This is a genomic window from Bacteroides sp. HF-4919 (genome assembly GCF_018860125.1).
In genome coordinates this window covers 237,970-252,169 of the sequence record NZ_JAHKNF010000001.1, presented here as the reverse complement: position 1 = coordinate 252,169, position 14,200 = coordinate 237,970, and the positions used below count along the sequence as shown (strand labels likewise).

The 14,200-nt window shown below is 35.3% G+C and carries 15 protein-coding genes and 1 pseudogene; 13 read left to right on the top strand and 3 right to left on the bottom strand.

The features are described 5' to 3' along the window. Positions 1–146: 146 nt before the first annotated feature. Complete coding sequence (locus KO473_RS01115; RefSeq protein WP_005656999.1) at positions 147–473, bottom strand: hypothetical protein; 327 nt, start codon at positions 471–473, stop codon at positions 147–149. A 217-nt stretch (positions 474–690) separates the two neighbouring features. On the opposite strand from KO473_RS01115, the gene KO473_RS01110 reads away from it, so the two are divergent. From KO473_RS01110 to KO473_RS01080, 7 genes are all read left to right on the top strand, one after another. Continuing rightward, a complete protein-coding gene (locus KO473_RS01110) occupies positions 691–2,025 on the top strand; it encodes a site-specific integrase (RefSeq protein WP_005656998.1) in 1,335 nt (444 codons plus the stop codon). Positions 2,026–2,628: 603 nt separating this feature from the next. Further along, complete coding sequence (locus KO473_RS01105) at positions 2,629–2,916, top strand: helix-turn-helix domain-containing protein (protein WP_229088300.1); 288 nt, start codon at positions 2,629–2,631, stop codon at positions 2,914–2,916. 6 nt (positions 2,917–2,922) lie between these two features. Next, entirely contained in the window at positions 2,923–4,365 is a 1,443-nt protein-coding gene (locus tag KO473_RS01100) for a phage/plasmid primase, P4 family (protein ID WP_005819838.1), read from the top strand. Beyond that, complete coding sequence (locus tag KO473_RS01095) at positions 4,362–4,730, top strand: hypothetical protein (RefSeq protein WP_005819839.1); 369 nt, start codon at positions 4,362–4,364, stop codon at positions 4,728–4,730. The genes KO473_RS01100 and KO473_RS01095 overlap by 4 nt, the downstream gene beginning before the upstream one ends. Before the next feature lie 121 nt (positions 4,731–4,851). After that, complete coding sequence (locus KO473_RS01090) at positions 4,852–5,853, top strand: hypothetical protein (RefSeq protein ID WP_005819841.1); 1,002 nt, start codon at positions 4,852–4,854, stop codon at positions 5,851–5,853. A gap of 149 nt (positions 5,854–6,002) precedes the next feature. Beyond that, complete coding sequence (locus tag KO473_RS01085) at positions 6,003–6,299, top strand: DUF4406 domain-containing protein (RefSeq protein ID WP_005819843.1); 297 nt, start codon at positions 6,003–6,005, stop codon at positions 6,297–6,299. Positions 6,300–6,322: 23 nt separating this feature from the next. Next, on the top strand, positions 6,323–6,628 hold the full coding sequence (locus KO473_RS01080) for an HU family DNA-binding protein (RefSeq protein ID WP_005656986.1): 306 nt from the start codon (positions 6,323–6,325) through the stop codon (positions 6,626–6,628). Positions 6,629–6,673: 45 nt separating this feature from the next. Here KO473_RS01080 and KO473_RS01075 read toward each other — a convergent pair whose 3' ends face one another. Beyond that, the gene (locus tag KO473_RS01075; RefSeq protein WP_005656981.1) at positions 6,674–6,907 is read right to left on the bottom strand and encodes a helix-turn-helix domain-containing protein; all 234 of its coding nucleotides are present in this window, start codon (positions 6,905–6,907) and stop codon (positions 6,674–6,676) included. Between the two features lie 87 nt (positions 6,908–6,994). Between KO473_RS01075 and KO473_RS01070 the strand changes: the two genes are divergently transcribed. The 6 genes and pseudogenes from KO473_RS01070 to KO473_RS01045 all read left to right on the top strand — a co-directional run bounded on the left by KO473_RS01070 (position 6,995) and on the right by KO473_RS01045 (position 12,012). Then, positions 6,995–7,639 carry a DUF1643 domain-containing protein gene (locus KO473_RS01070; RefSeq protein WP_005819844.1) on the top strand — a complete coding sequence of 215 codons (645 nt, stop codon included), beginning with the start codon at positions 6,995–6,997 and terminating at the stop codon, positions 7,637–7,639. A gap of 30 nt (positions 7,640–7,669) precedes the next feature. Continuing rightward, on the top strand, positions 7,670–8,497 hold the full coding sequence (locus KO473_RS01065; RefSeq protein ID WP_005819845.1) for a DUF6591 domain-containing protein: 828 nt from the start codon (positions 7,670–7,672) through the stop codon (positions 8,495–8,497). A 185-nt stretch (positions 8,498–8,682) separates the two neighbouring features. Beyond that, positions 8,683–9,513, top strand: a pseudogene (locus KO473_RS01060) (DnaB-like helicase C-terminal domain-containing protein); the annotation flags it as partial. Between the two features lie 136 nt (positions 9,514–9,649). After that, on the top strand, positions 9,650–9,961 hold the full coding sequence (locus KO473_RS01055) for a hypothetical protein (protein ID WP_005819847.1): 312 nt from the start codon (positions 9,650–9,652) through the stop codon (positions 9,959–9,961). A gap of 485 nt (positions 9,962–10,446) precedes the next feature. Continuing rightward, complete coding sequence (locus KO473_RS01050) at positions 10,447–11,136, top strand: MBL fold metallo-hydrolase (protein WP_005819849.1); 690 nt, start codon at positions 10,447–10,449, stop codon at positions 11,134–11,136. Between the two features lie 30 nt (positions 11,137–11,166). Beyond that, on the top strand, positions 11,167–12,012 hold the full coding sequence (locus tag KO473_RS01045) for an RteC domain-containing protein (protein WP_005819850.1): 846 nt from the start codon (positions 11,167–11,169) through the stop codon (positions 12,010–12,012). Positions 12,013–12,500: 488 nt separating this feature from the next. Here KO473_RS01045 and KO473_RS01040 read toward each other — a convergent pair whose 3' ends face one another. Next, on the bottom strand, positions 12,501–13,712 hold the full coding sequence (locus KO473_RS01040) for a site-specific integrase (protein ID WP_005819851.1): 1,212 nt from the start codon (positions 13,710–13,712) through the stop codon (positions 12,501–12,503). Positions 13,713–14,200: the final 488 nt, after the last annotated feature.

Here is a 14,200-nt window from a genome sequence, read left to right as displayed (position 1 = left end):
GATAATTATAATTTTGGTTTATCCATATTTTAGTTATCTCTTTTACAATTTACTTTTTAGCAGAACAAGTTGTAAAATTAGAATTGCCTGTTTGTTGAAGCTCAAAAGTTCTTTGCATGTGATTTCCTCCATTTCTAAATATCAAGCTATATATTGTGTCTATTCCAATACTCAAAACATTCTTTCTGTAAATCACTTAAACGAACATCTATAACCAGTGTGTCGCAGAGCTCAAAGAATCCTTCGCTAGGTAAACCTGTGGATTTGAGTACAACAATAGATGCCAAGATAGGTTGTTTGTTCTCTATATCGTATCGGGTAATCTTTTCTAATATTGTTCCCAGACTATATACAAGAGTAGCATCTTCTTCTTTCACTAAGTCGGAATAATATAATGTCTTCCCCTCAGAAGCGACCTTAATAAGTTGCTTTCTGATAGTCAATTCCTGTTCTGTTAATTCTATTGTAGACATATCATTTCATATTTCCCGTAAAAGTATGAAAAAACAAGGACTTGATTGATAGGTTTCTAACTTTTTATGCAATAAATGTGTAACTTTGGGGCACTATGACGTATCTGTCATATTGTGGAGTTCCATTGTTCGCAAATCATTTGAAAACAGAAATTAAGGTCTATATAAAAAGGAACGACTCTTGAAAAAGTTCTGTTAGTTATAAACCTACAAATATATGAATAATAAGAATATCTTTACTCAGAACTGCGTCAAATACTCACTGAAGAATGCAACGCAAGAGTTCTCCTTGATACGTCTGCGTATGACGATTGGTGGGGTTCGCTTTAGCTACTGCCTACCAGTGGAATACAAAATCAAATCTTCATATTGGGATAAGGAAGCAGGAAAAGCCATAGAAGATGTCAAAAGGAATAACGAGCTAAAAGGCAATCCCATGCTGCAAGTTGCGCTGCGTAACATCAATAAAGAAATTGAAAAAACGACTAATACCTTAATTAAAATAATAGAGAGCTACAAAAGTCGGGACATAACTCCGACAGCCAGTCTGATAAAGGAAGAGTTAATAAAGGCACTTAAGAAGAAGAAGGAAGAAGAGAAACCGATATTCCCCGACTTTATATCTTATATAGACTATTACATGGATTTATGCAAACAAGGTAAAATACTAAATGTGGATGGTACAAAATTGTCTCCAGCTACCTTAGCTACCTATAAATCCACAAGGAATATTTTAAAGAAATATGCAGCAGCCCGTAATATAACGATAAAGATAGAAGCTGTTAATCTAGAATTTCGTAATGACTTCATAAACTTTCTATATGATATAAAGCATCATAACGGTGAATACAAACTGAACTCAATTGGTAAGTTTATAAAGACGATTAAGGTGTTCATGCGCCATGCTTTCGATAACAATGTCACTACAAATAATAGTGTATTCAAGAAGGACTTCGTTCCGTTAAAGGAAGAAGCAAATACAATCTACCTTACCGAAAACGAGTTAGCTGCCTTGTATGCTCTTGAATTGCCAACTAATCAGGCAGAGGTTAGGGATTGCTTCTTGATTTCGTGTTATACGGGGCTAAGATATTCTGACATATCCAGACTAAGTATGGAGCATATTAATCTGGAAAAAAACACAATAACAATAGTTACTTATAAAACACGTAATCAAGTCGTGATCCCGATACATCGAATTGTAAAGGAGATATTGGAGCGCTATGGAAACAAACTGCCGAAACCGCAATGTAACCAATCAACGAACCGAATGCTTAAAAAGTTATGTGAACAGGCTGGTATTACGGAAATTATATCATATACCGAAACCGTTGGTGGAACACATAAGGAATGTACAGCCCGTAAATGTGACAAAGTTACTACCCATACAGCCCGTAGGAGTTTTGCTACCAATGCGTATAAACGAAACGTGCCTACGCTAGCAATAATGGCAATTACTGGGCATAAGACTGAAACTTCATTCATGAAGTACATCCGCATTAGTAAAGAGGAAAATGCCCAGTTGTTGCAAACACACGAATTCTTCGTCTAATCCTCATTGATGTAGATAATGTAGCAAATGTAGTTTTTTTCTTATACTTATTCTTTTTTCTTTTTCCAAAATAAAGTGTTTTTTCTTTTAATATTAATTTTACTTTGAGAGAGCGGAGGGCAGGTTGTGGGCGTAGAACGCCGCACAACCTGCCCTAATTAATATCTCCTATTTCCCAAAGGCGTTCTACGTCTACAATCTGTTCTGACGGTCTCTCAAAGAGAGAGCGGCTTAATCATTGGTATGTACTTTTCCTTTTTGGAAAAATTAGATGTGTATATGGATAATATAGAATGTTCATCTTGAACAATTCCTTTCTCCTGCATGATAATGAAGTTCATATGAAGAAAGAGGATACTCTGCTGAGTAAAATATCAACCATTATGACCTTTTAAATGCTTCTTTTTGTTAAACGGAAATTATTTAATTATTATTAACATTGGATTTGTTTTCTCTAGCTCCCGCTGGGCGCTTCGACTTTAATGCAACCTGTTTAAGTGTCTGATTATCAGACGTTGTATTAGTGTTTAAGAGTGTATAAATGTTTGCTTGCTATTTTTTACTATTGTAGTTTTGCATCAAAAATTTAATATTAAAATGCTTATGGCAAATATTATTGTATGCGATGCAAAAGAACTTCAAGCTCTAGTACGAGCGGAAGTAGAAGCGGCTGTTACTGCTGTATTGAGTGCTCAAAACAAGCAATCTCAAAAGAGAAATGTTGCTCCCGCTTACTTGGGGCGCAATGATGCAGCCGAACTGTTAAGAATTAGCCTCTCTACTTTAGGACGGTTAGTCCAACAAGGACATCTAAAATGTAGAAAAGTAGGTCGTAGGTCTCTCTTTCTTCTCTCAGATTTAGAAAAAGTAGTGCTAACGCTTAATCAGTAAACAACAATGGATGCAGTAAAAAGAAACGTACTGAATGAGCTCTGTAGACTTGTCCAAGAACATAACATCTCTTTCAAAAGTCTGGATAATGATAAAAGTAAAGCTGGTTTGATCGTAGAGGTGGTAAATACTGTCTTGTGGTTGGCTGATAAAGCAGAATCTGATTTTGTGTGGAGAGGTGGTACACATTATATATATGTGAAAACCCATTGGGAGCAGATTACTTCTAAAGAAATAACTCAGCTTCTTACAACTGTTGCTAATCTTGGGGAAATCCATGAGTATAAGGCAAAACACCATCGGTTTGGGGAAGAGTTGTATAAGCAATTCCGCTCGGTCGTGAAAGACATGGAGACTCAAAATACAGACGTTGTTAAAATAAATTGCGACAATGGAACAGTTGTATTTGGAGTTAATTTTGTAGAACTACGTCCTTTTGATAAAAGAGATTGTTTCTTTTATAAGTTGAATTATAGCTATAAACCTGATGCCACTGCTCCTGAATTCCAGCGAGTTTTGAATGAAGCTTTGCCTTTGGACGGACAAATGATATTACAAGAATATATTGCCAGCATTTTCTTTCCTCGTTTCAACCATCAGAAGGCTTTGCTTTTATATGGACATGGTGGAGAAGGTAAGAGTTTGATAATAAATATTATCTCTGCTGCCTTAGGGCGAGATAATGTTGTAGAGCGTTCTGTTGAGAGTTTGTGTGCAGAAGAGAGCCGTACAGTTGCTGATTTGGAAAACAAACTATTGAATATATGCTATGAAATGGGTTCTAAATTTAATATATCCAACTTTAAAAGGCTGGTATCCAAAGAACCCATGACTGCCAAGCGCCTATATATGGATCCGTATACTATATATGATTATGCAAGCCTACTGTTTGCTTGTAATGAACTACCTAAGAATATAGAATATACGAATGCGTATTTTAGAAGATTGATGATTCTACCTTTTCTCAATCAAATTCCGGTAGAAAAGCAAGATAGAACACTTGGCGAAAGAGTTATACAAAATGAACTGAGCGGAATCTTGAATTGGATAATCAAAGGTGCAGAGCGATTGCTTGCACAAGGTTGTTTCTCTAAAAGTGAATTGGTAGATAGAGCGTTAGCCGAGTATCGGGTTGACGCTGATAGTGTAGCGTCTTTCATTGATGATAGTAACTATGAAAAATCAACAGAAAACAAAGACTGTATGGCGCTCAAATATTTGTTTGAGGAATACATGAATTATTGTAGCGAATCAAACTGCCATGCGTGTTCACGCAAGACATTTTCGTCACGTTTAAAAGGGCTGGGGTTTCAATTAGTTCGTAAGTCACAGGGCATGTTTGTTTTTATTAAAAAAGTACCTCTTGATGTTACTGCTGCAGAAGAAATTAAATCGAATAAGGAATGGACTTTAGAAGAAGATTATTCATTAAAAAACATATTTATATGAAAAGAGATTACTATGATGAGCTTGCAAAAAGTGAGATATTGGATATTAAAACAGAGTGCGAGCATACTAAATCTTGTGTTGCTTGTATAAGGAGAAGTGAATGTGGACATGTAAACCGAAGTGAAAAGGCTAAAAGATATTATTGCTTAGATCGCAATAGGAAAAAGATTACATTGCCTCCTTATATTATCCTGCAATATATTCACGTATTGACTAAGGGGTGCGGATTTGATAAAGATGCAGTAATTGAGATTGTTGACGATTGTACAAAGTACATTGTCTCAGAAAATAGAGATAAGCTAAAGGCTGTTGCAATGGAGCTGATTCTGCCGGATGAAAGCTATCAATACTTGTGGTATGATTGAAAAGATAGGGAGAATGAGGCGTTTCATTCTCCCTATCAAGTTTAACATTCGTATCTTCTTCGGTAACGTGTGATCTAATCCTTTTACTCTCCAAATATATAAGTAAAAACCTATGATTATTATGAATGAATTCTTAGTATTTGATACAATAAAGATTGTGACACATAGTACCTATCTCAAAGCATTGGATAAATCAGCCTTTACAACTGATATTGATTTGTCGGATGAAAGAACTATAAGGTCAGTAACCTTTAATTCTCAGAGAAATAGAACTATTGTTCCATTTGAATTGTATATCCATGCCAATTTATTATCAGGAAAGATGAGCATTGAATTTTCTTCTAAAGTATTATGGGAAGATTATCCTAAATTAATATCTTCTGAAACATTTGCTCAGTGTTTGCAGAATATAAACGAAACAGGAATCTGTGCATTGGATATTGACCGTATCATGGAAGACTGCTATGTTACCAAATTACATATTACTAAAGATGTTGAATTAGAACTTACGCCAGCTATATTGGATAGCCTGAATCTTTGTACAGGCAATTTTCGGCGATATGACTGGAAACGCTATAAAACAGCTATTTTGTTCTCCAAGAATGTTAAATCATCGAATAGTAAAGAAGCGATAAGTATCTACGATAAGGGAGTGGAAATAGTGCAAGCTAAAAATAGAGGATTCTTGGGGTTGGTAGAAAATGCTGATAAGATTATTGAATATTTTGTTGGGAAAACCCGCTTTGAAGTTAAACTTGAAAATATGAGCAAAATAAAGAAAGAGCTAGGAATTAAAGATACTAGCTTAAAATCAGTGTTTAGTGTAAAGAAAAATGTAGTTCTTTCTCAATTTGATAAGATATTTACGGAAAGAGCCATCTCAAACAAAGTGAAAATAGAAACCCTTTTGGACTTTGGCATATGGAATATTGTCTGTAATCATAATGGAAATCTAAAGGCTATTGAGCAAGAAATAAAAGATTTGGGAATTTATGGAAAAGGATCAAGAGCCGCTTTCGGAAGGACAATGAAACGGATAAAGGAAATGGCTCAAATATGGGGTAATCAGGAAATGGAAAAGGATGTTGTTCTTGAAAAGGTACGCTGTCTATTAAGCCAATAACTAATAAGGTATAAACGTGCTACATATGACGAGGCGTCATATTGGATTAGTAAAGTCATATACTTGAAAATCACAATATGACGCCTCGTCATATCTGATAAAGACGGAACGATTCTTGAAAATCTTCTCTGAATATAAAGCAATAACTAATGAAAATATACATCTCAGGACAGATAACAGGACTGAAAGAAAAAGAGGCAAAAATCTATTTTGACAGAGCTGAAAAAATGTTACTAGAAAAAGGTTATAATCCGGTAAATCCAATGCGTATCAATCCTCCGATAAAAAATAAATCATGGAAAGATTACATGATAGATGATTTGAGGCTTTTATTTGATTGTGAGGCGATTTATCTTATTGATAATTGGCAGATGTCTAAAGGGGCAAGAATCGAATATTATATTGCGAAAAAGCTTGGAATGAGTATAATAGAGACTATAGAATAATTATTAACTAAAAACATTATTGTATGAATAAAAAGGAATTGGTAGATGCCATTGCAGAGGAAACGGGAATGAATAAAAAAGAATCTCGAAAGCTACTTAACGTAATAATTGGTATTGTCATTGAAGAGATGAAAAAAGATGGGAAACTGCTTCTTATGGGGTTCGGAACATTCTTTGTAAAACAAAAGCCTGCAAGGAGGGGAATGAACCCTAGCACTTTTGTGCCTATTGAGATACCTGCAAAGAGAGTTGTGTATTTTAGACCTAGCGCTTATTTGAATTCTTTGTTGAAGCGAAAAAGAGGACGAAAGCGGATAGTCAGAAACTAAAGTTTATTTGCTGAACCAGTTGTGTCTTGCCGCTCCTGTAAGCTATTAAGTTTTAGAGTTGATCGGAGGGAAAAAATCAGCAGGTGAGCAATTAAAATCTTTAGCAATGAGATAAAGTTGATGTACACTATATTTAGTATCAGAGTTTTCACTTTCAACTTGTCCTATGAAACCAGCGGAACAATCTAATATCTCAGCCATACCTCGCTGAGATACTTTTAGTTCTTTCCTCTTTTCTTTAATCTTATTAATCACAAATAAATCGATCTCTGACTTCATAAAACATTGTTTTTGAATTTGTAAAGATGAAAAAAAGATTTATCTTTGTGCTTAGAAATACTAAGCGACGCAAGAAAAACTATGAGTATGAACAAAAAAATAATGCAAAAGGGTTGGTTTTATGAATATGAGGTTGAAGAAAAATATCGAAGAAGCTATAATTGCGAACTTACAGATGTGCGTTACGTGTTAGGGGAACAATTCGATACGGATAAACGGAATGTATTGATTTGTATTGGCGTCAATCCTAGTATGGCAATGCCAAACTTCCTTGATCCAACACTAAGGAGAGTGCAAGCCTATACAAAAAAAAGCGGTGAATATGGAGCATGGTACATGTTGAATGTCTATCCGCAAAGAGCGACTAATCCAAATAATATGGATACAGATGATAATTATTGCATGGAGATTCATCTACGTAATCTTGCAGCCATAGAAGAACTGTTATCTACTATTGAACAGGCAGATGTGTGGTGCGCTTGGGGTGCGGTTATTGACGATACAAAACGGACATACTTGTCTGAACTGTTATTCGGAAATGAAGATAAGAACATACAAGGTATAATCAGTTTGTTCAGTGGAAATTATCATTTCAAAGCATATGGGGCTACTATAAAGGGCTATCCCAAGCATCCCCTTTTGATAGAAAAAGAAGCCAAATTGAAAGTTTTAAACGAAGTGGGATTGGAAGAATTATCAGATAGAATTAAAAAAGTATTATACGATAACTAATAAAATTATTAATTTATTAAACAACAAATTATGAAAGTAAAAGTGTTTTTTATGGTTGTAGGAGCTTTGTTTTTAGCTTCTTGTGGAGGTAATAAACAGACGAAATCGGAAGATAAGACTGTTGAGTTGAAACCTTATGAGAAAAAAGTAAAAGGTTATTTGTCGGATGTCTTTGAGGTTGTTGAAGGTACATATAAAATGGAATGCAAACGCAATATGTTTCTTGAAGGACAAATACAAATAAAAATTAAATCCATAGGTAAAGGAGAGCCATCAGATTATGGATTCCATGATGGCAATCATGGACCACTCTTCTTAACCGTTTGTAATAAGGAAGGACAACCTATAGCTAATTTTACGGATATACCAAGTAGTTTTGAGGCTGATGGGCTTCTAAAAGATATGGTCTCTAAAGAAGGGGATGAAAATTGGATACTATTTAAAGATTTCCTAAAGGACATACTACCCGAAGATGCTGCTACATTTTTTATCACTAGCAAAAAGATTGAAAAAGATAAGAGGGGCTCATTAGCAAGTCGTAATAATGAAAGCGAAGATAACGATGAAGATGATACACTCTCTGATACAGGTGATAAAAAATGGGACAAAATGCTAGACGACTACGAAGCATACGCTGATAAGTATATAACAATGATGAAAAAGGTAAATGATGATGATAGCTTGGACGCATTATTTGATTATCCCGACTTACTTGAAAAAGCAAAGAAGTTAGAGAAGAGCTTGAAAGAAGCTGAAACATCAAAATCATTAAGCTCAAAACAAGTGAAACGGATGGCTAAAATTCAAGTCAAAATGATGAATGCCATGTCTGAAATGAATGATGACAGCGAGTTGTGAGAAGCGAGACATTGAAGTTATGGCGTCCCCACAAACCTTATTGAAAAATCCTAAAATAAGGTATAGATATATTTTTAGAGAAGCCGCTGCAGCATCATTGTAGCGGCTTTTTCTGTGAGCTATGTAGGAAATGATATATGCACTATGATTACTTTGCGACATTAAGACTAAATAAGGAAAAGAATATGAGAAGGTTAAATATATTCAAGTATAAACATGTAAGTGAGGATGCTATACAATCTGGTTTTACAGAATTGGATAACATCACATGCGGTTGGAAAAATGGGGAACTAATTGTGATTGCCGGACGTCCGGCAATGGGAAAAACGGCATTTGGATTGTCGATGATAAAAAATATCGCTATTCTTAATAGGGTTCCAGTTGCTTACTTTAGCCTTGAAATGTCTACTGTACAATTTATGAATAGGTTTTTATCAAACATAAGTGGTATCGAACGGTTCAAGTCTAAATTATACAATAAAAAAGAACAAATCTTATTGGATGAGGCAGAAAAAGTAATAGACAATGCTCCTGTCTTTTTGGATGACACGCCTGCGTTATCAATTTATGAACTTCGTACTAAAGCATTTCGCCTTGTGCGAGAATATCAAGTAAAGCTAATAATAATTGACTATCTCCAATTGATGAATGCCGGTGGTATGACTTTTGGTAATCGTGAAGAAGAGGTTAGTGCAATTACTCGTTCACTCAAAGCATTGTCTATGGAATTGAATATTCCTATCATTGCTTTCTCTCAGTTAAATCGTGGTGTAGAATCACGTGAAGGCATTAATGGAAAACGTCCTCAATTAAGTGATCTTCGAGAATCCAGAACTATTGAACAAGATGCGGATATGATTTGCTTTATTCATCGTCCCGAATATTACCATATATACCAAGATGAAAAAGGGAATGACCTACATGGGATGGCTGAAATCATAGTTGCTAAGAATCGTAATGGAAAGACGGGAAATACTTTATTAAAGTTTTTGAGTGACACAACCAGCTTCCAGAATATGACTTAATATATAAAATAATCATAGGTAAGTAGAATCCGGATGGTCTTTGGTTTGGAAGATTGTTCGGATTCAATGTATTACCTCTCAATCTCATGTGGTAAGAATTATAAAGCTCTTTCAACTATCAAAAGGTATGAAGCAAGACTACATAATCAGGTTCATTAACTGCAATACAAAAGATAGCAGTGACTTACAATTGAACAATACGGAAACCTCTATCAGAGAAATCAAAACATGGATGCAGCAGCAAGAAGCCAGCTCATTGCTTGTAAGGCATCAATTCCATATAATAGGAAATGAATCCTGTGATCTGGAACTTGAAGACCTGTATAATCTGTGCAGGAAAATCCAAACACTTGTCTCTAGTCCCTTATCATGGGATATTATTGAGAAACCGCTCAATGAAGAAGATGAGAATCTGGTAGGATACTTCTTGTTGTACTGACTGAAGAGGCATTGAATGCCTTCTCTGTTGGGTAGTGCGGGCTCTGCCGGAGCCCAATACGCAACTGAGTTATTGGCTTAATCAGCCTGCTGGTTGAGGGTTGATTCATTACAAGACAAGTGTAAATACAAAGCATAAAAGGTTGTATATCAGTAGATTATTCCGAAATATCGGAGTGGGCACCCATTTGGGCTCCCAAAAAGAAGAAGCCTTGTAAGTTCTTGTCTTACAAGGCTTTTCGTCTTTCGTTTGTGGTGCCACCAGAACTTCAAGTTGTACATTGAATGATGAAAAAATATCATCCTTGTCTAAATCAATATCCTCAAATTGCTTTAGAATTGTATTGAATACTCCAACGGTTATATACATAAGTTCAAATGTCGTATTTGGACAAAAGTATGGCATATTTTTCAATATGGCAAATTAGAAACAAGATTAATTTTGCACCTGATTTCAAATGAGTTTAAAATAGCGAATAATAAGATATGGAAATAACATATAACTCGACGAATTTTTATTTAGAGCCCTGTAAGGGTGGTTTCTTGCTTATTGATGCGGGGTGGAAGGGACAACTAAATGTTTTTCTCAAAAAACTACATCAAATAGGAGTTAAGCCTCTACAAATTCAGTATATCCTATTGACACATCATCATCATGACCATACTGCAATTGTGTCTGAATTAAAGGAACTTACTGGTGCTAAGCTAATTTTATATAAAGATCAGTTAGTTTATATAGAAAAAGGAGTTACAAATTATAAGAATTTGAAACAATATAATAAGCTATTATGGATGATAGATAGAATAACAAGACCTTTTATTAAATATCAATATCCAGCCATTAATCCTAACGAATTGGATATTATAGTCAATTCTGATATTGATGATTATATTTTAAGAGATATTGGTGTTCAAGGGAAGATAATTACAACTCCTGGACATTCTCATGACTCTATTTCTGTATTGCTTGATAATGGAAATACTTATGTTGGAGATTTAGTAATGAATATGTCTAACATGAAGATTATAGGGAATATACCATTTCCAATAGAAGCAGAAGATTATTCACAAGTTAAGCATAGTTTAAGAAAACTCTTAAACTTGGGGGCTACTGTGCTTTTTCCATCACATGGACACCCTATAAACAAAAAAATAATTGAAGATGCAATAGAGTAACTTACTTGTATTTATAATTAACATATTTAAATGAAGCAATTTTCAGATGAAATAAGAACTAAAATCAATGCAGAGATAGAAGCATCCTGTATTGATAATGATATACCTTCTGATAAGGCTCTGCATATGATTAACTTCATCAGACCTTTGTTTGAAGAGTTAAGAGAGTATATTCACAAATATAGCTTTCTGAATAATGAAGAAGAAATAGATTTCTTCAAAAACATTAAACCATTAATTCTAAGTAAATTAATATATTACAATGATATTTATACGCTTGAATTGAGAAAGCCTAATGGTAATAAAGAAGTGGTTAAGGAGTATTACAAGAAAAAACAGACTACAATAACAGATTTCTGCAACAACAATCTTGATTTTTACCAGTATTATCGTTCTAAAGCGACACATTTAGACCGATACTATTTCCTTAGAGGGCATGAGAACTACAAGTTGTGCCATAATTGTGGGCTATTGGACAAAGATCCTTTGTTTTCTACCTGCTGTGATCATAGAGTAGCCAAGATGTTGGCTTATGATATGCTAGAAATTTACCTGCAACAGCGATTACAAGACGTAGAAAGGATAGAAGTAGTAGAAACTAGTCGAGCTTCTCTTCCTGATAACCCATTTCGATGGACGGGCACAAAGATTGCTGCCATTGAATTGGGGTATGCCATATATGCTGCCGGAGTACTGAACAATGGAAATACCGACATAAAGGAAATAATGACCTATATAGAAGCGTCTTTCAAAATAGACTTAGGTGATTACTATCGTACTTATCTCACCATCAGGGAGCGCAAAAGGGATAGAACAGCCTTCCTCAACAGCTTAATAGAAAAACTCCTTCGGAAGATGGACGAAAACGACAATTAATCTCCCTTTAAGGTTCTACCGATTATTTTCTCTTTTCGCAAGTCCCTCATAAATTACATGGACTTTTGAAAAGAGAAAATATTTTTTTGTCTATACATGAATGATAGAATGATGTTTACCTACCTTTCTTTCTTTCAGTCTTACTTTCATACAGCCTTGCAATCTTGACATCTTGTAATCAAGAAAGCAAGAAAACAAGTTGTCAATAAATCAAGCTATCAATATTTCAAGAAAACAATATTTCAAGAAAACAATATTTCAATACAATGCTAAAAACTCATCGGTCGGGGAACGCCCAGCGGCAAGGGGCGGGACCACCCGTCCCGATGAGCGAAAAAGATGTTTATTTGAGTAATTTTTCTTTCATTGGAAACACGACTTTGGAGTGCTTTTCTAAAAGAGTTCAGAGCTGCTGGAATTAATCTCAGCAGCTCTGAACACACCTTGCTGCTGTTATCTGACGATAACCAATTTCAGTCACCTGAAATTCATTTAGCCATATCTAATTTACGCACCAATAATTCCATATCATTGCTAACCTTCACATCAGTAATTCGTGCATAGATTTGAGTGGTTCTAATATTGGTATGCCCTAAGATTTTAGATACCGTTTCAATCGGTACTCCATTGGCTATCAGGACAGAAGTCGCGCATGAATGACGTGCCACATGAAATGTAAGGCTCTTATTTATAGAGCAAATAGACGCAATCTCTTTCAAGTACTCATTGACTTTTTGGTTACTTATAATTGGCAAAATCATCCCGTTTGGTAACTGGTCTTTGTACTTTTCAAGAATGGCTTTAGGCACATCAAGCAGTCGGATGTTAGATGCAACATTGGTTTTGTGGCGTTTGGTCATAATCCAAAGATTGCCATCAAATGCGGTGCGAATGTTTTCTTGGGTAAGTTCGCATACATCAATGTACGAGAGAGCCGTATAGCAACTGAACACAAATAAATCTCGTACCTGTTCCAGCCTTTTAGAAGCAAACTTCTTGTTGTAGATGGTGGTTATCTCTTCCATCGTCAGATAATCCCTGTCGGTTTGCTCAAACTTAACCCTATAATTCCCGAAAGGATCAGCAGTAACCAACCCTGTGTTCTTGGCAAAGTTTATAATCGTGCGGAAACGCTGTATAAACTTCATCGCTGTGTTGTGGCTGCATCCATGATGGTTTTTGATGAACAACAGGAAATTATCAATGAACACAACATTTATCTCTTTGATAAGCATATCCGAAACCGAATACTTGAACTTCATAAACTCGATAAGACGTTTCTTTGTTAGTTCGTAACGTGAATACGTTTTGTCGGTAGTGTTCATTTTTACCTTTTGAAGATATTGCTCGTTGTGCATCTCAAAGAACTCAATTAATGTTTTACCCCGTTCAATCTTACCTAAAAAGGCATTTTTTACCCGTTCAGAGGTCACATAACCGTCTTGCTCCAATAGAGTATGGTAATGTTGGTGTACGGTACTGCGGATGCTGTCTAACATTGAATTAATACTTGCGGCTTCTGCACTTCTACCGGAAGCCTTTCCTGTACTGACATTCCAGTTGGCAGGGTTTATTTCCATTTGTGTGTTGAACTGCGACACAATTTGGTCGATGGTGATACGCGCGATAATTGGTGCATTACCGTTCTTTTTCGCTGCATTTCGCTTGACGAAAAATAGGAGCTTGAAAGTAGTCCTCATAATCTCATTTTTTTAGTTGCAAAATTAATTTTATTGATTGTAAATGAGATATTTGCAGGGTAGACAAATGTGGACAGAGATTAGCCATTTTGGGACATTCCGTGACCTATTTTTCCATGCTTTTGTATTGGTCACGAATTGGTCATAGAAGTGTGTCTTTTCGTGACCTTTTGGTGTCTTTGGTCACGGACATATACAAAGAAAAAACTCCTGCAATACCTTGATATTGTAGGAGTTGTCTTCTTTAAGTCTTGTTTTGACTTGTCTTTCAGTGATCCGCCTGGGATTTTCACTTTATGGCTGTATGTGTTTGAAACACAAACGCTTTCTAAACTACTAAAATCGTACCGTAACGATTTAGTAACGATTTCCAAAATGTTGATTTGTCTGCTTATGACACCGTTATGTCTGCTTAACTTTCTGGGTTCAAAACTACAACTTTCATTTTAATCTACCAAACCATTTGAGTATTAAATAGATAAAAATAT

Coding starts and splice junctions, on each gene's coding strand:
- KO473_RS01115 (WP_005656999.1), bottom strand. CDS start 473: ATGTCTACAATAGAATTAACAGAACAGGAATTGACTATCAGAAAGCAA.
- KO473_RS01110 (WP_005656998.1), top strand. CDS start 691: ATGAATAATAAGAATATCTTTACTCAGAACTGCGTCAAATACTCACTG.
- KO473_RS01105 (WP_229088300.1), top strand. CDS start 2,629: ATGGCAAATATTATTGTATGCGATGCAAAAGAACTTCAAGCTCTAGTA.
- KO473_RS01100 (WP_005819838.1), top strand. CDS start 2,923: ATGGATGCAGTAAAAAGAAACGTACTGAATGAGCTCTGTAGACTTGTC.
- KO473_RS01095 (WP_005819839.1), top strand. CDS start 4,362: ATGAAAAGAGATTACTATGATGAGCTTGCAAAAAGTGAGATATTGGAT.
- KO473_RS01090 (WP_005819841.1), top strand. CDS start 4,852: ATGAATGAATTCTTAGTATTTGATACAATAAAGATTGTGACACATAGT.
- KO473_RS01085 (WP_005819843.1), top strand. CDS start 6,003: ATGAAAATATACATCTCAGGACAGATAACAGGACTGAAAGAAAAAGAG.
- KO473_RS01080 (WP_005656986.1), top strand. CDS start 6,323: ATGAATAAAAAGGAATTGGTAGATGCCATTGCAGAGGAAACGGGAATG.
- KO473_RS01075 (WP_005656981.1), bottom strand. CDS start 6,907: ATGAAGTCAGAGATCGATTTATTTGTGATTAATAAGATTAAAGAAAAG.
- KO473_RS01070 (WP_005819844.1), top strand. CDS start 6,995: ATGAACAAAAAAATAATGCAAAAGGGTTGGTTTTATGAATATGAGGTT.
- KO473_RS01065 (WP_005819845.1), top strand. CDS start 7,670: ATGAAAGTAAAAGTGTTTTTTATGGTTGTAGGAGCTTTGTTTTTAGCT.
- KO473_RS01055 (WP_005819847.1), top strand. CDS start 9,650: ATGAAGCAAGACTACATAATCAGGTTCATTAACTGCAATACAAAAGAT.
- KO473_RS01050 (WP_005819849.1), top strand. CDS start 10,447: ATGGAAATAACATATAACTCGACGAATTTTTATTTAGAGCCCTGTAAG.
- KO473_RS01045 (WP_005819850.1), top strand. CDS start 11,167: ATGAAGCAATTTTCAGATGAAATAAGAACTAAAATCAATGCAGAGATA.
- KO473_RS01040 (WP_005819851.1), bottom strand. CDS start 13,712: ATGAGGACTACTTTCAAGCTCCTATTTTTCGTCAAGCGAAATGCAGCG.